16 protein-coding genes and 1 tRNA gene are annotated in these 18,202 nt (G+C 62.3%); 11 read left to right on the plus strand and 6 right to left on the minus strand.

Annotation, left to right across the window (positions count from 1 at the left end; translation table 11 throughout):
* Window positions 1-4: 4 nt before the first annotated feature.
* The 7 genes from FQ320_RS03000 to FQ320_RS03030 are packed head-to-tail and all read left to right on the plus strand — an operon-like array spanning window position 5 to window position 5,434.
* Window positions 5-1,942 carry an ATP-binding protein gene (locus FQ320_RS03000; protein WP_148469895.1) on the plus strand — a complete coding sequence of 646 codons (1,938 nt, stop codon included), beginning with the start codon at window positions 5-7 and terminating at the stop codon, window positions 1,940-1,942.
* 4 nt (window positions 1,943-1,946) lie between these two features.
* Window positions 1,947-2,363, plus strand: a complete 417-nt coding sequence (locus tag FQ320_RS03005) for a hypothetical protein (protein ID WP_148469896.1) — start codon at window positions 1,947-1,949, stop codon at window positions 2,361-2,363.
* Window positions 2,360-2,689 (plus strand): hypothetical protein, encoded by a 330-nt coding sequence (locus tag FQ320_RS03010; RefSeq protein WP_148469898.1) that lies wholly within the window; start codon window positions 2,360-2,362, stop codon window positions 2,687-2,689. Before FQ320_RS03005 ends, FQ320_RS03010 begins: the two co-directional genes overlap by 4 nt.
* Window positions 2,683-3,087 carry a hypothetical protein gene (locus FQ320_RS03015; RefSeq protein ID WP_148469900.1) on the plus strand — a complete coding sequence of 135 codons (405 nt, stop codon included), beginning with the start codon at window positions 2,683-2,685 and terminating at the stop codon, window positions 3,085-3,087. Before FQ320_RS03010 ends, FQ320_RS03015 begins: the two co-directional genes overlap by 7 nt.
* Window positions 3,088-3,142: 55 nt before the next feature.
* A complete protein-coding gene (locus FQ320_RS03020) occupies window positions 3,143-4,507 on the plus strand; it encodes a DUF6638 family protein (protein WP_148469902.1) in 1,365 nt (454 codons plus the stop codon).
* A 3-nt stretch (window positions 4,508-4,510) separates the two neighbouring features.
* Window positions 4,511-4,780 carry a hypothetical protein gene (locus FQ320_RS03025; protein WP_370513010.1) on the plus strand — a complete coding sequence of 90 codons (270 nt, stop codon included), beginning with the start codon at window positions 4,511-4,513 and terminating at the stop codon, window positions 4,778-4,780.
* Between the two features lie 9 nt (window positions 4,781-4,789).
* Window positions 4,790-5,434: a DUF1523 family protein gene (locus FQ320_RS03030; RefSeq protein WP_148469904.1), complete on the plus strand. Its 645-nt coding sequence runs from the start codon at window positions 4,790-4,792 to the stop codon at window positions 5,432-5,434.
* 45 nt (window positions 5,435-5,479) lie between these two features.
* Here the strand turns inward: FQ320_RS03030 and FQ320_RS03035 are convergent, their stop codons facing one another.
* The 4 genes from FQ320_RS03035 to deoC form a co-directional block, all read right to left on the minus strand.
* On the minus strand, window positions 5,480-6,010 hold the full coding sequence (locus FQ320_RS03035) for a GNAT family N-acetyltransferase (RefSeq protein WP_148469906.1): 531 nt from the start codon (window positions 6,008-6,010) through the stop codon (window positions 5,480-5,482).
* A gap of 53 nt (window positions 6,011-6,063) precedes the next feature.
* Entirely contained in the window at window positions 6,064-7,116 is a 1,053-nt protein-coding gene (locus tag FQ320_RS03040; RefSeq protein ID WP_148469907.1) for a fatty acid desaturase, read from the minus strand.
* A 139-nt stretch (window positions 7,117-7,255) separates the two neighbouring features.
* The gene (locus FQ320_RS03045; protein WP_148469909.1) at window positions 7,256-9,595 is read right to left on the minus strand and encodes an aldehyde dehydrogenase family protein; all 2,340 of its coding nucleotides are present in this window, start codon (window positions 9,593-9,595) and stop codon (window positions 7,256-7,258) included.
* Between the two features lie 51 nt (window positions 9,596-9,646).
* Window positions 9,647-10,627: a deoxyribose-phosphate aldolase gene (gene deoC, locus FQ320_RS03050; protein ID WP_148469911.1), complete on the minus strand. Its 981-nt coding sequence runs from the start codon at window positions 10,625-10,627 to the stop codon at window positions 9,647-9,649.
* A 209-nt stretch (window positions 10,628-10,836) separates the two neighbouring features.
* On the opposite strand from deoC, the gene rpe reads away from it, so the two are divergent.
* Window positions 10,837-11,532 carry a ribulose-phosphate 3-epimerase gene (gene rpe / locus FQ320_RS03055; RefSeq protein WP_148469913.1) on the plus strand — a complete coding sequence of 232 codons (696 nt, stop codon included), beginning with the start codon at window positions 10,837-10,839 and terminating at the stop codon, window positions 11,530-11,532.
* A gap of 383 nt (window positions 11,533-11,915) precedes the next feature.
* Window positions 11,916-13,925: a caspase family protein gene (locus tag FQ320_RS03060; RefSeq protein ID WP_187393756.1), complete on the plus strand. Its 2,010-nt coding sequence runs from the start codon at window positions 11,916-11,918 to the stop codon at window positions 13,923-13,925.
* A 494-nt stretch (window positions 13,926-14,419) separates the two neighbouring features.
* On the opposite strand, the gene FQ320_RS03065 is transcribed toward FQ320_RS03060, so the two are convergent.
* A tRNA-Leu gene (locus FQ320_RS03065) sits at window positions 14,420-14,505 on the minus strand.
* Between the two features lie 191 nt (window positions 14,506-14,696).
* Between FQ320_RS03065 and FQ320_RS03070 the strand changes: the two genes are divergently transcribed.
* Window positions 14,697-15,686 (plus strand): complex I NDUFA9 subunit family protein, encoded by a 990-nt coding sequence (locus FQ320_RS03070; protein WP_148469917.1) that lies wholly within the window; start codon window positions 14,697-14,699, stop codon window positions 15,684-15,686.
* On the opposite strand, the gene FQ320_RS03075 is transcribed toward FQ320_RS03070, so the two are convergent.
* On the minus strand, window positions 15,677-16,480 hold the full coding sequence (locus tag FQ320_RS03075) for an undecaprenyl-diphosphate phosphatase (RefSeq protein WP_148469919.1): 804 nt from the start codon (window positions 16,478-16,480) through the stop codon (window positions 15,677-15,679). The two genes, FQ320_RS03070 and FQ320_RS03075, sit on opposite strands and share 10 nt — an antisense overlap.
* A gap of 215 nt (window positions 16,481-16,695) precedes the next feature.
* Here FQ320_RS03075 and FQ320_RS03080 point away from each other — a divergent pair, with 215 nt between their 5' ends.
* Window positions 16,696-18,129, plus strand: a complete 1,434-nt coding sequence (locus FQ320_RS03080; protein ID WP_148469921.1) for an NAD(P)-dependent oxidoreductase — start codon at window positions 16,696-16,698, stop codon at window positions 18,127-18,129.
* Window positions 18,130-18,202 lie beyond the last annotated feature (73 nt).

Raw genomic sequence — 18,202 nt, forward strand, 5'->3', positions numbered from 1 at the left:
TTCTGTGAGCCTGTCAGCCGATACAATGGAACTGCGTGAGGCGGATATTCGCAAGCACTATGTCGCCGCGCTGGCGATGCTGGCGGGGTTCGACCACATGCCGCGGATCGCCGCCGCGAAGAGGGACGTAAGGACCGATGAGCGTTCGCCGGGGATCGGCACGCGCCGGCGGTTCCGCTCCACCACGCCCGGGCTGGTGACGCGGTCGACCGCGCGGGCGGAAGGTGTGCGGATCATTGAACGGGTCGAATCCGTAGGGGGTGATGAGTTGCCCTCGCCCGTGCAGGCGGCGGTATTGCAGGGGTTGCGGCGCGGGCTTGCCATCGCTTTGGCGGTGGGGGAGCAGTTTGCAGAACGCACCGGGCTGGATGCGTTGAAGCGCGACAATCTGGCGGGCGTGCTCTCAGCGGGAAAATCGGCCGGGTTTTCGGAACTTCTGTCGGCTGAATCCCTGGTGGTCCTGTCGGTGTTCGGCAATGCGGTGTCGGTTCTTTTGGCCGCCCATGCGGGTGAACTGACGGTCGAGATCGGCGAGGTCGAAGAGGTGCTGACCGACAACGCGCCGCTGGCCCTGCACGGCGCGCTATGGGAGTTGGATCAGGACATCTCTGCTTTCGGCGTGGAAGACGACGGCCGGGTGGTGGCGACAGTTCTGGCCTTTGCCGAGGCGCTGATGCGCCGGGTGGAGCAGCGTGCGGCAACGGCGCCGCAAATTGCCGGGTTCACTGGCGCAAGCTGGCGGGTCGAGGCCGACGATCTGACCATCCACGGATTCACGCCGTCGCGCCGGGGCAAGGGCACGGCCCTGACCATGACGTTCAAACAACCCAACGAGGTGGTGGGCAACCACATCGCCAAATATCAGGCGATGAAGCTGTCGAAGATGCTGATGGCTTATGATTTTGACCGGCGGCTGAACCCCTTTGCCGAGCTCGGTGGTTTCATCTTTACCTTCATGGGGGACGGCGCGCCGGGCACCGGTAAAACGACGCTGATTCAAATGATGGCGGGGCTGATTTCCGGCTATTGCGAGGTGGCGGGATATCCGTTCCGATATCAAAACCTGTCGACCGACAATATCGACAGCTATCAGGGCAAGTCCGGTCAGAACGCCAAGGCTTTCATCACTTCTATCATCGACCCGGGCGTCATCGGCTTTGGAACCATCGACGACATCGACCAACTGGCGGGAAAGCGCGGTGACCGGCAGTCCAGCGCCGGACAGTTGGAAATCACCGCCGTCCTGATGGAAAGTTTCGCGGGGGCCAATACTGTGGTGCGCGGCAACTGTACCTTCGGCATGTTCTCGAATTATCCCGAAAACGTCGACGATGCCCTGCGCCAAAGGGCGGGTGCGCGGTTTCTAGTCGACGGGCCGCAGAGCCGGGACGATTACATCGACATCCTGCATCTGCTGATCGGCAAGAACCACAAAATTCCCCTGGGCGATCACCAGTTGTTTGCAGCGCAGGAAATCCGGCAGGCGGTCGCTGCGAGTTTCGAAAGCCATGGTCGCCCGAAAGAGGATGGGTTGATTGCGGTCTGGGACCGGACCGAGAAAGCCCTTGGGCGGCTGGATACTATCGCCAAGCTGGGCAGTTATCTGAAAGCGATACAAGAGGCCGATCATCGTTTTACCGGGCGGGCGATCAAGAACATCACCGATGCGGTCAAGGTGCGGGCGATGGATTTCGAGCTGCCGGACGAATGGATGGAGAACCCCGACCTGTTCCTGTTCAAAGCCTATGACCACAAGGTGGCGATGATCCGCGACATGGCCCGGCCAATTACCGTTGAGATGGTGATTCAGGAAATCAACCGCTACGCCGACAGTGAGTTCCGCTATGCCGACAAGTCGGACGAGGTCGCGATTGCCAATATGGTGCGTGACTTTGGCCTGACCGAGATCGCCAAGCGGCGGTATCTGGAGTCGAAGGGATGAGCGAATGCGCGGTCATGCCGATCGATCCCGTTCTGACGTCTTCGGCTGTGACGGACAGGCTGAGTTCGGACCATATGAGCTTGGGCGGGGGGCGGCGCGACGCATGGGTCCAATCCTGATTTTTGTCGGCACGGTGATCGCCGCCTCTGTGGTGGCGAGCCTTACTGCTGTATCGGCGCTGGCCGAAACCGGCGTTGACACTCGGCTGGGGCAGTTTCGCGCGACGGTCCTGGGAGTTGCGATCTGTTTCGTTGCCGCCTTCGTCCTGTTTGCCTTGACCGACCCCGACCCTCTATCCTGGCCTGAGACGACCACCGAATATCTGCGCCGTACCCTTGGGATAACGATATTTGCCGGTTTTATCTGGCTGCCGGTGTTTCTGGGGGTGTTTGCCACACTTGTACGGCGGCGGCGGGCATGACCGGCCTGTTGATCCCTGCGGTTCTTTTGATCCTTGCTGCGGCGGCAATCCCCTTTGCCATGGCGCGGGTATTGCCCGAAGGTATCGCGGGACTGGTCGTGAATGGTGCGATTTCGGCGCTGGTGCTGACCGGGATGTCTGCGGCCTATTTCCTGTGGGCCTATGGTCGGACCGACACCCGCGTGGTTGACCTGCTCGGTGCCGCTCCGGGGGCGACGCTGGTGTATTTCCTGCGGCTTGGGGTTCAGGCGGGGCTGATCTGGGCGCCGGTCATGATCCTGAGCCTGAGTGCGCAACCCAAACGCTGGAAGACAGTACAATGGTAAATTCCGGCGCCGACGGGTTCTGGACTGGCGGAACGCCACATTTACTGTCGCTTGGGGCGCGAATTGCGCGGTCGGGAGCGGATCCGGGGCCTGAGATGATCCCGATGATCAGCATTGCAGGGCTGGTGGTGCTGGGCCTGATCCTGGGCATGAATGCCCTGCGCCGATGGTCATTCTGGCCCCGTCTCGCCGTGATCTTGGTCGTTCTGTCGGTCTGTGGCGCGCTTGCCGCAGTGGGTGCCTATGTGGCCAACGGGGTGCAGGTGGGGGCGGCGCTGACCGCCGATCCTCTGGGCGGTGCGATCTGGTTCTTGGCGGCAGGGGTGCAACTGGCCCTGCCGGGGTGTATCGTCGCGGCGGTCGCGTTGTGGTGGCGGCAGAGGGGCAGGGCGGCGTGATACAGGTTCGGCAATCACAGGCGAGAGCGGTGCATCGGGTCCGGAAGGGAAACGCATGAGACGGCTGATCGAAAAGGGGCTGATGTTCGGCGGGCTGGTGTCTGTGGATTCACCCGCTTTGGTCGAACGCTATAACCGCGCGTTAAGGCAACTGACCGGCAAAACCACAGGGCTGGATTCCTTTCATATTGATCTGTCGGGCTATTCCCCCGAGATCGGCGATGAGTTGGGCGATATCCGGTATCTGAACGCCAATGGTGTGAACCGGCAGTTCATTTTGCTGTCCAGCGAACAGAAACACGCGCCGCTGCTGAACATGTCGTTTTCCACCAGTCGCCCGATCCTTGTTCAGTTCATCGAAGCCAACGAAAGCGAGCTTTTTGCCCTGACCGCCCGGGACGCCGTGGCGGGTGAACTGGCCAATTCCGTGTTCGACGTGTCGCGCCCCGCCCGCCTGTTCGACATACGCCGCATCACGATCGAGGCGGACACCACCGGCTCTCATGTCGCTGATGCCCGCAAGCTGGCCGACAAGGTGCAAGAGTTCCGCACGCGGCAGGATGCCTGGTGGGACGACGTGCTGATTGCTGAAATGATCGGTCTGGCGAAACACACCGGCGACGTGACGCGCCACCCTGTCGCGCTGAAACAGATGGTGTTCGAGCACGGCAATTTCTGGACCTCGCATTTCGGTGGTTCCTATGTCTTTCACAAGGTCAAACGGCCCTTTGTGCTGACCGCCTCGCCCGACGCATTCACCAGCGACGATGGCGTCAGGGTGCCGGCTCTGGGGCTGGACCAGCCCAATGCCATCGCCCGCGCGCTAGAGGAGAACGGGCTGGTTGAACCCATCGTTAAGGCGCGCAATGTGGATGCCGCCGCGATCCTGCGCCAGAAAATGGACTTTATCCTGATCGATGCCGCCGCGACGCTGGAAATCGACATGGCGGATGCCACGCGCAGCGATCTGCGTGCCGTGGCCCGGCGGCTGGGTGCGGCGCTGCCCGATGCGTTCACTGGGCTTGGCGATCTGTTGCGCTGGGTCGAGGGCGGCGGCACCTGGCCACGCATCACATCAGAGCATCCGGCGTATTTCTATACCTTCCGCGCCGCACCCGGCGCCGACCGCGATCTGGTGAACATGCTGCTGGCCGAACTGGCGCCACTGGATGTGCGGCAGTTGTTCATCTGCCACAAGGAACTGTTCTATCGGTTGTATGCCACATGGTCGGACGCGCGGCGGCAATATGTGGCGGATTTTCTGGAACGCGAGTATCAGGTCGACAAGGCAGGAACGCGCGCCGCTCTGTTTGGCGACGAACCGGGGATGGAGGATGTTGTGCCCGCCGCAACCCTCGGGGCAAAGCCGCGCGTCGGTCAGATCCGCCGCGTTGGCCCCTGGGGCTCAGCAAGGAGCTAACTCATGGTGTTTGCAATCGCACGATTGGGGCTGATGGGGTTCGTGATCCTGTCGATCATCTATGTTCTTGTCTCGATCTATTCCCGGTCGGTCCGGCGTGAGCGACTTGAAAATCGGTGGGAAGCCGAAGAGATCGGCGGCGACCGCGAGGAATATGTAAAGAACGGTCTGGCGGAATATGACAGTTCGGTCCGTCGCAAATTGATTCTGGGTGTCTATGTAGTACCTGTGATCGTGGTCGGCACGCTGATCTATGTGATTAATTTCTGGTAAGGATTCGAAATGCGCTATGTGAAATGGGCCTTGGTGATCGTGTTGATTTCGGTCGTCGGCGGGTTCCTGCATTACACCTTGCCGCAGCAGGATATCGTTCGCGTTGTCGGCACCGAAGTACGGCGCGTCGATGTGAACGAGAACAGCATTTTCTGGGCGCAGACCGATGTGGGCAACAATCCGACGACGGTAAACCGCGATGTGCGGTTCATCGAAACGATCCGCGACAATGGCAAACCCATGGTGTACCGGAACGAGGATACGGGGTGGGGCTGGCCGCCGTATTTCAAGTTGAATTCATCCAACCTTCAGGCGACGACAAGCGATCTGGTCTCGACCCGCAACGATCCGCAGTGGGTGGTGGTGCGCCACTATGGCTGGCGCAACGAATTCCTGTCGATCTTTCCCAACGCTGTCGGCGTCCGCGCGGTGGATGGCCCGGATGTGCGGCTGATCCCTTGGCTGAACATCATTCTGCTGGTGCTGCTGTTGGTGTTGATCCTGACAATCCGCGCCATGTGGCGCCAGTTTCGCCAGCGCACGGTCGATCCGATGGTGCAGGATGCGGGTGAAACCTGGGATCGGGTTGATGCCTATGCCGACGAAAAACGTGGGCGCTTCGGTCGGTGGCTGGACAGCTGGAAGAAGAAATAGCGGCGCTGTTCGACACTCCGTCCGCGATGGGCGCGTGAAATCCTGTTAGAACAGCGGGTTTTCACGCGTCAGGATGACGAAATTGTCACCCTTGAAGAAAACGCTCTGCATTGCGCTAAATCCGGTCCGGTCCGCCAGTCTGAGCGATGCTGCATGTTCCGGCGCAAGGATACAATGTGTACGCGGTGCTTTCAGCACGGTATCCGCCCAGCGCAGCATGCGGTTCACCGCCTCGGCGGCAAATCCCTGACCCTGTGCGTTGGGCAGGAACGCCCAGCCCGCTTCGGGTGCAAGCGACCGCATCGGTTCGATCTGACGTTTATAGTCGGCCAGACCGACACAGCCCAGAAATGCGCCCGCCCGGTCGGTCACCGCGAAATACCCATAGTCCATGAAGCGCCAGTGGCCTTCATAGCGCAACAGGCGCTGCCATGATGTTTCCGAGGTCTGAACTTCGCCGGTGATATGTTCGGTCACCCGCGGATCGGCCCAAAGCGCGGCGGTATCGGCAAAGTCGTCCACGGTATGTCCGCGCAGGATCAGGCGATCGGTGGTCAGCGTGGGTGCTTTGGTCATTTTGGTGCAGACGCTTTCGGAAAGCGGAACTCGGCACCAAGGAGACCCGAGGTTCAGGCCTGACGCAAGGCGCGTTCGCACCGAAACGACAGCAACCGACGTGACTCTTCATCCCACAGGTGCAACCGGACGCATCGCAGGCTTTCACGGATGGTCAGGCGTTGGGTGGTAGCCAGTTCGGCATGATCGCGCAACACTTCGGTCAGGCGATAGAACGGGATGCGGGCATAAAGGTGATGCACGTGATGCACGCCGATATTGCCAGAGAACCAGCGCAGAACCGGCGGCAGATCGTAATGTGACGATCCGTGCAGCGCCGCGTCGTGCAGTTGCCAGTCGGGATCGGAATCCCACTGGGTTTCTTCAAACTGGTGCTGCACATAAAACAGCCAGACACCGGCCGATGCGGCGACAAGGGAGGTGGGCAGGAAAATCAGGACCAGAGGCCGCCAGCCGCCAAACCAGGCAATCGCGCAAAGCCCCGCAACAATCAGCAGGTTGGTCAGCATCGCACTGGCCCAATATTTGCCGAATCTCATCAGGCCCAGTGGAAGACGGTTCTGCAACAGGAACAGATATCCCGGCCCAAGCCCAAACAGGATCGCCGGGTGACGATACACGCGATAGTGCAGCCGCCACAGGGGCGACAGCGCCCGGTATTCGGCCACAGTCAGAGTGTGAACGTCGCCGATCCCGCGCTTGTCCAGGTTGCCCGCGGCGGAATGGTGAATCGCATGGGTGCGCCGCCAGACGTCATAGGGGGTCAGCGTCAATACGCCGAGCGCGCGCCCGATCCAGTCAGACACGTGACGGTTGCGGAAAAATCCGCCATGACCGCAATCATGTTGGATGATGAACAGGCGTACCAGGAAACCGCCGTTCAGCATCGCCAAAGCGACCGAAGCCCAGGGAGCTATATCAATAAGGGCCCATGCCAGCGCCCAAAGCGCGAAAAACGGCACAAGGCTGACCGCGAGCTCAAAGCTGCTGCGGGCATGATTCGGGTCGCGGTATTTCGCGAGCACCTGAATCCAGTTTCGTGCAGGGGTGCGCTCGGATGGCTGCGCAGAGTCCTGCGAGAAGGTCGATTTTGTCTGTTCGTTCATGTCTGGTCTGTCACGCCTGCTCGGGCACGCGATGTGTCCCGCGGCTGGACCAGTGCAATATGTCAAAATCATTGGCAAGTCGAGTGTTCAGGTTAGCGACGCAACGACATTGGCAAAACCGGCGCTGAAAATCCCGTGATCAGCCCTCGCCGAAGGGGATCCAGACGGTTTTCACTTCGCAGGACTGCCCGAGGAATTCGCGGGTGGACGGATCGGTCCAGTCGCGGTTCCGGGCGTGGTTGACCCATGTGCGCTTCAGATCGCGCGCCGCCTCGGTTTCGATCGTCTGCGACAGGTCGGATGAAGAAAAGCTCCAGACCGCGCCCACATCCATGTGCCCGGCCAGATGCGGCGCCAGTTCGGTGTGCGACCCGGTCAGGATGTTAACCACGCCGGGCGGCACGTCTGATGTTTCCAGCACCTGATAGAAATCTGTCGCCGCCAGCGGAAAAGGCTCGGACGCCACGGTGACGGTCCGGTTGCCCATGGCCAGAGCGGGTGCGATGACCGACACAAGCCCCAGCAGCGGCGCGTCATCCGGCGCGAACTGACCGATCACGCCCACGGGTTCATTCATCGCCAGCGCCACGGCGCGCATCGGAACGCCTCGCGCGGCGCCGTCGTGTTTGTCCGCCCAAGCGGCCCAGTGGAACAGGCGGTCGATGCTCGCCTCTACCTCTCCTTCGGCCTGCGCCTGCCGTGCGCCACTCATCGCGCTGAGCCGTGCGGCGAATTCAGCTGCCCGGGCCGACAGGTTCTCGGCGATGTAATACAGGATCTGCGCGCGCAAATGGCCGGTGGTGCGCGACCACCCTTTTGCCGCCTGCGCCGCCTCAACCGCGTTGCGGATATCCTTGCGGTTGGCCAGACTCACATGGCCCAGCAGCGCGCCCTTGCCGGACCAAACGGCGCGGGAATACCCGCCGTCGGGTCGCGCCTGTTTGCCGCCGATATACAGCTTCGCCGTTCGGTCCAGACCGGTCACCACTGCCGACTTCGGCGCGGCCACAGGCGGCACGGGTTTCAACGGCTTGCCGGTGATCGCGGGGCGGGAATAGGCCGCAAGCCCCTCCCATCCGCCTTCGCGCCCGAACCCTGATTCGCGCACACCGCCAAACGGGGCCGCAGCATCCAGCAGGTTGGTGCTGTTGATCCAGACGACGCCGCTGACCAGCTTTGGCGCGATGTCCAGTGCCAGGTTCACATTCTCGGTCCATAAGGTCGCCGCCAGCCCATAGCGGGTGTTGTTGGCCAATTCGACAGCCTCGGCCGGGGTGCGGAACGTGGTCGAGACAAGGACCGGGCCGAATATCTCCTCCTGCATCAGCGGATCGGCGGGGGACAGGCCGGTGATCAGCGTCGGCGGATAGAAACAGCCCGCCGGCAGATCGCAGGCGGCGCGGTAAATATCGCCGCGCGATGCATCAACCAGCCGGGCGATGGCGTCCCGCTGAACAGGATGCACGATCGCACCCACGTCGATGCACTTGTCCAGAGGATCGCCCAACCGCAGCTTGTCCATCCGCACGCGCAGGCGGTGATGGAAATCCTCTGCGATATTCTCTTGCACCAACAGGCGCGACCCGGCACAGCAGACCTGCCCGCCGTTGAACCAGATCGCATCGACCAACCCTTCAATCGCACTGTCGATATCGGCATCGTCGAACACGATGAAAGGCGATTTGCCCCCCAGTTCCAGCGTCAACGCCTTGCCGGTCCCCGCCGTCGCGGCGCGAATCTGGCGGCCCACTCCGGTTGATCCGGTAAAGGCGATCTTGTCGATATCGGGATGTGCGACGATCATTTCGCCCACAGCGCCGTCGCCGGTGACGATGTTGATCACCCCCGGCGGAACCCCGGCCTGCGCGCAGAGATCGGCGAACAAAAGGGTGGTCAACGGCGTGTATTCCGCAGGTTTCAGCACCACGGTGTTGCCCATCGCGAGGGCGGGCGCCACCTTCCAGGCCAGCATCAGCAGCGGAAAATTCCATGGCACGATCTGGCCGCAGACCCCAAAGGGCACCCGGCCGGGCAGTTCGCTGTCGGCCAGTTGCGCCATCCCGGCGTGATAATAGAAATGCCGCGCCACCAAGGGCACATCGATGTCACGGCTTTCGCGCACCGGTTTGCCGGAATCCAGACTTTCCAGAACCGCGAACAGCCGCGCCTGTTTTTGCACCATCCGGGCCAGCGCATAGAGCACCCGCGCCCGCGCCGCCCCCGATTTCGCCCAAGACCCCTGCGCCCGCCGCGCCGCCGCCACAGCAGCATCCACATCACCCGCACTGGCCTGTGTCACCTGTGCCAGACTCTGATCGCGCGCTGGATTGCGAACCTCGAACAAGTCGCCCGGCGCAGTCCATGCCCCGCCGATGAACAGGCCGAACGACCGGTCGCTGCCAAGCCATGCCATCGCCTCGGCCTCGCTTTCGGGGGCGGGGCCGTATTCCATGCTCTGAAAGATATCCGAAACGCTCATAGCTTCTTCTTTGCAAAAATACTCAAATTCCCCGCCCCGCCAAGATCCCCGTCAGCCGATCCCATGGCGATACCCCGCCGAATACCGGCCCGTCACATGATGCTCCAACTGCCGCTCGATATCCCCCAAAAGCGACGAGGCCCCAAAGCGGAACAGATCGGGCTGCAACCAGCGATCACCCAACTCGTCCTTGATCAGCGACAGATAGACCAGGGCGTCCTTGGCCTTCGATATCCCCCCGGCGGGCTTGTAGCCTACCATGAAACCCGTGTCGTTGTGATAGGCGCGGATCGCCCGGATCATCGTCAGCGACACCGGCAAGGTCGCGTTCACATTTTCCTTGCCGGTCGAGGTCTTGATGAAATCCGCCCCGGCCATCATGCAGATCAGCGATGCGCGGGCGACGTTGCGCAGCGTGCCAAGCTCTCCGGTGGCCAGAATCGCCTTGATATGGGCGGGGCCACAGGCGGCGCGGAACGCCTGTACCTCGTCATACAGGGCCTGCCAATTGCTGGTCAGGACGTGGCGGCGGGAAATCACGATGTCGATCTCTTTCGCCCCGGCCTTTACCGACTCGCCGATCTCGGCCAGCCGCAGGTGAAACGGCGACAGCCCGGCGGGAAAACCGGTGGACACGGCAGCCACGGGCACGCCCGTTCCCTCCAGCGCCTGCACCGCCGTCTCGACCATGTCGTGATAGACGCAGACCGCCCCAGTGGTGATTCCGGTGACGCCCAGTGCGTCCAGAATGTCGGCGCGCACCGGATTGGCCGCCTTGGCGCACAGCCGCTGCACCCGTGCCGGCGTATCGTCGCCCGACAGGGTTGTCAGATCCATGCAGGTGATCGCCCGCAGCAGCCAGGCCGCCTGATGGTTCTTCTTGACCGAGCGCCTCCCGGGCAGGGTCGCGGCCCGGCGTTCAATCGCGCTGGTGTTGGCCTGCACCGCGCGCACCCGGTCCATATCCAGCGCCATGCCGGGATTACGCGGCAGGGCGATCTGCGGCAGGTGTGTGGCGGTCTGGACGGTCATCGGCGCTTTCCATGCGGGGGCGAGAAGCAGGCGGGAAACGGATGGGCAAAACGTGCCATGGGGCCGGAGGTTTGACAAGGTTCGACAATCCAACCCGGATTTCGGCCCCACCCGAATTTCCGCGCCCGCGAGATCTGTTCATCTTGCCGTACAGGCTGTATCGCAATGGCGTCCAGATCAAACAAGCCCGACCAAACAAAGGTGATGCCATGACCTTCGACCGTTCACCAAAGCTTGCCCCGTCGATCCTGTCGGCTGATTTCGCCAATTTCGGCGCCGAGATCCGCGCGATCGAGGAACAGGGCGCCGATTGGGTGCATGTGGATGTGATGGACGGGCATTTCGTGCCCAACCTCACCTTCGGCCCGGCGCTATGCGCCGCGATCCGCCCGCATATCCGCACGGTGATGGACGTGCACCTGATGATTGCCCCCGTCGATCCCTATATCGAGGCCTTCTCCAAAGCGGGCGCCGATGTGATTTCCGCCCATGTCGAATCCGGACCGCATATCCACCGCACATTGCAGGCGATCCGCGGCGCGGGCTGCCGTGCTGGCGTGGCGATCAACCCGGGCACCCCCGCCGAGGCAGTGGAAAACCTGCTCGATATGGTCGATCTGATCAATGTGATGACGGTGAACCCCGGCTTTGGCGGCCAGAAATTCATCGAGTCGCAATATGAAAAGATCCGCCGCCTGCGGGCGATGATCGGCGACCGTCCCGTGCATATCGAAATCGACGGCGGAATCGACGCAACCACGGCCCCCCGCGCCATCGCGGCCGGGGCGGATATCCTTGTCGCAGGCAGCGCGATCTTTTCCGGCGGATCCGTCGAGCGTCCCGCAGTCTATGGCGAAAACATGAACCGTTTGCGCAAAGCGATCACCGCCGGAAATCCGGGCTGACCGGCGCACTCCTGCGCCTTCTTCTTTGTCCAAATACTCATCTATCGCGCCGCAGGCGCGTCCCGTCGTTCTACGCCACAGGCGCGTCCCCTCCGCCGGAGGACCGGGCCGGCTTCCCGGTTGGACACGGTTTCCCGCGATCGCAGTTGCAAACTGACGAGGGGGTTTTGTCGATCCGCGCGGGGCAAATGGCAACACGCCCGCCCCCCCGGATTGAACGAAAACCGGCACAGCACGGGCCTCGGCGAAACCGCCCTGACCGCCGTCAGCTCGGGCCGTCGGATCGTCCCACAGCGAAACTGAACCGGGCGGGGGCGATGACAAGTTCCGTCACACGTCGGCGGATTGTTGCGCATTGGCGAGCGGCAGTTAATATGCACCGCATGAAATGTTTGATCCCCCTCGTGGCGCTGGGCGCCTTCACGCTTCCCTCGCCCGGCTGGAGCGAGGTCCGCGCACTGTTGATCGGGGTTGGCGACTATCAATATCTTGATGTCGATCTGCGCGGTCCAGTCAACGATGTCGGGCTGATGGCGCGGGCCCTGATGGCGCGGGGCGCCGACCGGGTGACCGTGTTGGCCGATCCGGGGGCACGCTTGCCGGACGGCGCGATGCCTGCCGGGGTGGCGACGCGGGCGGCGGTTCTTGAAGGTCTGAGCGCGCTGGCCGATGGCGTGGGGCCCGGGGATACGGTGATCTTCTATTTCTCCGGCCACGGATCGCAGGCCCCCGACATGAACGGCGACAAGGCGGTCGGATACGATGAAATCCTGCTGCCCGCCGATGCCCGGGGCTGGAGCGGCGCAATCGGCGCGGTCGAAGACGCGATCGTCGAAGATGAATTCCAACCGTTTTTCCAGGCGATCCTCGATACGGGCGCCAAACTGGTCGCCATCCTTGATGCCTGCTGTGCGGCCACCGGGTTTCGCGCGGTGACGGGGGGCGGCGGGGTCGACCGTTTCGTCCCGCCTTCGGTGCTGGGCCTGCCCGAGGAGCAACCGCAAGGGAGCGAGGAGGCCACCGGGCATATCGCCCCGCCATTGACCGGCGATTTCGCGTTTCTGTATTCTTCCCAGCCCGACGAACGCTCGTTTGAATATCCACTGGGCGACAAGTCCAATCCAGCCAACTGGTTCGGTCATTTTACCCGGTCCCTTTCCAATGTGCTGACCGAAGTGCCGGAACTGACCTGGGCGCAGGCGCTGGCCGGTGCCATGGACGGGATGCAGGCCGGCAATCCGATCGCCGTCCAGACCCCCGACGGCGAAGGCACGGCGCTTGAGTCGCCGGTTTTCGGCACGGGGCGCGCCGGTGCGCGGCGGGTGCTGACCGAGGGACTGGCGCTTCAGGCCGGGCTGTTGTCGGGCTTTGCCGATGGCGCCGTCTTTGATGTCTTTGCAGATGCCATGATGCCCGATCCGGTTGCGCAGGCCGTGCTGCGCGCGCCCGGGGCAGACAGCGGCAAACTTGACCTGCTGGCGGGTGACATGCCGAGCAAGGGATATGCGCGGCAGGTGCAGCCGGGGTTGCCATCGCCCTTCCGTCTGTCATCGCCCGTGGTGCGGGATGGCGCAGATTACGCGCCGATCCTGGGGGAACTGGCGGCGCTCGCGGCGGCGGGTCTGCCCGAAGGCGTCGTCTGGAACGCCGCCGAACCCGATGCGGTCATCGTGCTCAGCGATGGCAAACTGGCGTTGACCGGGCCTGACGGTGTGCTCGACCCGCTGGGGCCGGGCAGCAGCCCGCGGATGGACAAGGAACCGGCGGCATTTTTCGACCGGGCCACCCGGGCGCACCGGTTGCGCCGCGCGTTGGTGCTGGCCGAAACCGGCGGGCCGGTTGGATTCACCCTGCCCGGTTCCGGTCTGTCGCAGATCATCGAACGTCAGCAGGGCGCGCCGACCGACGGCAAATGCGACGAACCCAGCGCCGGAGTTGAGGCCTTTTCGCCGGTTCAGCCCGTCACCGATTGCGACCGGCTTTGGCTGTCTCTGACGAACGACAGCAAGACGGCGCAGGATGTTACTGTGCTTTATATTGATCGGGATTTTCATATCAGCGTTCTCTGGCCCGATCCTGGGCTGAGCAACCGCATCGGGTTTGGCGAAACACGTGAGATCGGTATGGTGATCCGCGCCGCCGATCGCCTGCCGGGGCAGGAAGAGATCATCGTGCTGGCTGTACCTGCCCGACCGGGCAGCCCAAGCACGGTGCTCAGCGCCCTGGCTGATCCGTCTGCCGCCCGCGCAGGTCCGGGCGCTCCGGCGCTGCAGATATACCTCGAAGCGGCAGCAGACCCCGCCGCGACCTATCGCAATCTCGGATTCACCGGCGCGCCGGCGCCCCTGAAAGTTACGCGGACCCGGCTGAATCTGGTGTCGGCGCCGCGATGAATGCGTTTTTCGACCAAGTGGAGAGGAGCCCCTGATGTCATCCCGCAATTCTATTTTGACCGAAACCATTTTGTTGGCTGCCTGTGCCACGGTCGCAGCGGGACAGGAATGAATCGCCCCGACTGATCCGGCGATCCAATCACCCTCTGCCTTGGCCGAAAGCAGGTAAAAGGAAACCCAGCGGATCGAATCCGGAAAAACGGCGGAAACCTCGCGAGGCGGGTGATCGGCGGCGAAGTCGCAAGCTCCGGCGCCTGCCCCGGCAAGTTGGGCGGCTGACCCGTCGGCCCCGAGGCACAGGTCTGCGGCGGCACGATTGTCCGAGATTGGGCATCGGAGAATATACGAAGACTTCATGCGGTGTGGCGGGTGATCCGCGATGTTGACTTTCAGTCGGCCGGGACGACACGCCGTCCCGTCCAGAGCTGCAAAATCAGCCTGAAAAGCAAAAACCCCCGAAAACCAAGGTTTTCAAGGGGTTTTAAGCTTTGTCTTGGTGCCCAGGAGAGGACTCGAACCTCCACACCGTTGCCAGTACTAGCACCTGAAGCTAGCGCGTCTACCATTCCGCCACCTGGGCCACCGTGATCGGCGATGTACGGCAGGGTCTTGGGGCTGTCAACGCCATTCTCGCTAATATTCGGGGAACTTAGGGCTGTGGGGTGGTGCGCATGGGGCGGCGTGACGGATTCCGCCTTGTGTGCAGGGGATGGCATCCTTAAACCTGCATTGGCCGGAACAATGCAGGCCGGAACAGTGCGGGACAGTGAAATGTCGAACCTTGTGACGATCTTTGGCGGCTCGGGTTTCGTCGGGCGATATGTTGCCCGACGCATGGCCCATGCGGGATGGCGCGTGCGGGTCGCCGTGCGCCGCCCGAACGAGGCGAATTTCGTCCGCACTTATGGCGTTGTCGGACAGGTCGATCCGGTGTTCTGCAACATCCGCGACGACGATTCGGTCCAGCGTGTTATGCATGGCGCGGATGCGGTGGTGAATTGCGTCGGGATCCTGGCCGAGAGCGGCAAGCAGTCTTTTGATGCGGTGCTGACTGAAGGCGCCGGGCGCATTGCCCGGATCGCGGCCAAGTCGGGCGTGGCGCGTATGGTGCATGTATCGGCCATCGGTGCGGATCCGGACAGCGACAGCGGCTATGCCCGGTCCAAGGCGGCGGGTGAGGCGGAAGTGCTGAGCCACATGCCGGATGCGATGATCCTGCGGCCCTCGGTCATTTTTGGCCCCGAGGATGAGTTTTTCAACCGGTTCGCCGGGATGACCCGTTTCGGTCCGATCCTGCCGTTGATCGGGGCGGATACCCGGTTTCAGCCGATCTATGTCGATGATGTGGCCCATGCGGCCGAACTTGGCGTGACCGGGGCGGCGTCCGGGGGCATCTATGAGCTGGGTGGACCCGATGTTCTGACCCTGCGCGAGTTGATGGCTGAAATGCTGGAGGTGATCCAGCGTCGGCGTCTGGTGGTTAACGTGCCCTTTCCACTGGCGCGGCTGATGGGGTCGACGTTCGATATGATGGGCCGGTTCTCGGGCGGTCTGATTTCCGGGCCGGTGACGCGCGATCAGGTCATCAACCTTGCCCATGACAACATTGTGGGTGACGGGGTAAAAACGATGGCCGACCTGGGTATTTTCCCGACGGCCACCGATATGGTTCTGCCTGAATATCTGTGGCGGTTCCGCCACACCGGGCAGTACGCGGCGATCAAGGACTCCGCCCGCACCCTGCGCCGCCGTCAGGAATAGGCGATCCACAACAGCACCACGCCCAGGATTATGCGATAGATCACATAGGGCGTAAAACTGACCGATTTCAGCAGCCGCATCATCAGTGCCAGCGCCACAAGGGCGGCGACAAAGGCGAATGCGGCGCCAATGGCCGCGTTGGTCATCAGCTCGGTGTCTGCCTCGCCAATAACTTCGGCCCCCAGCAAAATCCCCGAGGCCAGGATCGTCGGAATCGACATCAGCATGGCCAGCCGCGCGGCATCGGGGCGGGCATAGCCCAGCATTCGCGCCGCCGAAACAGTGATGCCTGACCGCGACGTGCCGGGAATCAGCGCAATCGTCTGCCACAGCCCCATCACCAACGCATGCCGCAGCGTCCAGTCCTGCGCATGTTCGGTTTCGGCGCCTTTCTGATCGGTCCAGTACAGCACGATGCCAAAGATGATCATCGTCCAGCCGATAACGGCGGTTGAACGGAGCATCTCGTCCAGCCCGGACAGTTTCAGCGCCAGCCCGGCCAGAATGACCGGCACGGTTGCGATGATCAGACAGAGCGCCAGCCATGCGCCCGGCGTATCCACTTTGCCGCGGATCAGCCGGGGCAGGCCGCCCAGCCCCATGCGCACGTCTGACCAGAAGTACAGGATGACAGCACCCAGTGTACCAACATGCACGGCGACATCAATGGCCTGTCCCTGGTCGGCCATGCCGGTAAGATTCGGCAAAAGAATAAGGTGACCCGAGGATGAAACTGGCAGAAATTCGGTTAATCCCTGAATAACCGCGATGATAAACAGATGGAACAAGGTCATATGGTCGGCACTTTCTGGTGGTCGAGTTGGCGCTATCGCGTTGATATTATGTCTTATCGTGAAAATTGAGGCCGAACCGGCTGCAATTCCCAAGAAAGCTTGCTCCCTGCGGATGGTGTGGTTGAAAAAAACGTAATTTAGGTCAGCATGTCTGCCTTTTATTTTTATGACGACTACTTTACACCCGCAGATCTGGAGTAACCGAGGATCGGACGATGGCCAAGAACGTCATGTTGAAATTCGTGGAAGTCGGCCGTGACATGCCGTCGAAACGTCCGCCCGATCTGCGGCGGCACGATTTCGGAGAGATATATGGCGAATATGCCCGCGAGAAAGCTGCCGAACAATCGGGGCGCTGTTCCCAATGCGGTGTCCCCTATTGCCAGACCCATTGCCCCCTGCACAACAACATTCCCGACTGGCTGCGCCTGACTGCCGAAGGGCGGTTGCAGGAAGCCTATGAGCTTAGCCAGGCGACCAACACCTTCCCCGAGATCTGTGGCCGGATCTGCCCGCAGGATCGCCTGTGCGAAGGCAACTGCGTGATTGAACAGGCGGGACATGGCACCGTCACCATTGGATCGGTCGAAAAGTTCCTCACCGATACCGCCTTTGAACAGGGCTGGGTCAAACCGATCACCAATCCGGGCGAACGCGGCGAATCCGTGGGGATCATCGGTGCCGGGCCGGGCGGAATGGCAGCGGCGGATATGCTGCGCCGGGCCGGGGTGCAGGTGACGATATACGACAGGTACGACCGTGCCGGCGGCTTGATGACCTATGGTATTCCGGGGTTCAAGCTGGAGAAAGACATCGTCATGCAACGGGTCGCGCAGCTGGAACAGGGCGGTGTGAACTTTGTGCTGAACTGCGATGTGGGCGTCGATATCTCGTTTGATGCGATCCGGGGCAAACACGACGCGGTGCTGATCGCAACGGGTGTGTACAAAACCCGCGAGTTGGGCGGGCCGGGGTCGGGCGCTGCCGGGATCGTGCGCGCCATTGATTATCTGACGGCCAGCAACCGCAAGAGTTTCGGCGATGATGTGGCAGAATTCGACAATGGCCAACTGGATGCCAAGGGTCGCAAGGTCGTGGTGATTGGCGGTGGCGACACGGCGATGGATTGCGTGCGCACGGCGGTTCGTCAGGGGGCGGAATCAGTCAAGTGTCTGTACCGCCGCGACCGTGCCAACATGCCCGGCAGCCAGCGCGAAGTGGCAAATGCCGAAGAAGAAGGCGTTGAATTCGTCTGGCTGAGCGCACCACACGGGTTCGCCGGGGAGACGGTGACCGGAGTGATGACCCAGCGCATGCGCCTTGGCGAACCGGATGCAACCGGGCGTCAGATGCCCGAACTGATCGACGGCTCGGACTATGTGGAAAATGCCGATCTGGTGATCAAGGCGCTGGGATTCGAACCCGAGGATCTGCCCACGCTCTGGGGGGTTGAGGGGCTTGAGGTCAGCCGCTGGGGCACCGTGATCGCCGATTTCAAGACTCATGAAACCAGCATCGAAGGTGTCTATGCCTGCGGCGACATCCAGCGCGGCGCATCTCTTGTTGTCTGGGCGATCCGCGACGGACGCGAGGCGGCCGAGGCGATGCTTGACTATGTATCGGGCGCGGCAAGCATCGCCGCAGAATAAACTGTAAGATTCCTGCGGCAAACCGTTCAATTCAGGGCCGATCACGCCACTCGCACCGGCACAGTTGAAGCCT

It is taken from the genome of Oceaniovalibus sp. ACAM 378 (genome assembly GCF_008085915.1).
Taxonomy (GTDB): Bacteria; Pseudomonadota; Alphaproteobacteria; order Rhodobacterales; family Rhodobacteraceae; genus Oceaniglobus.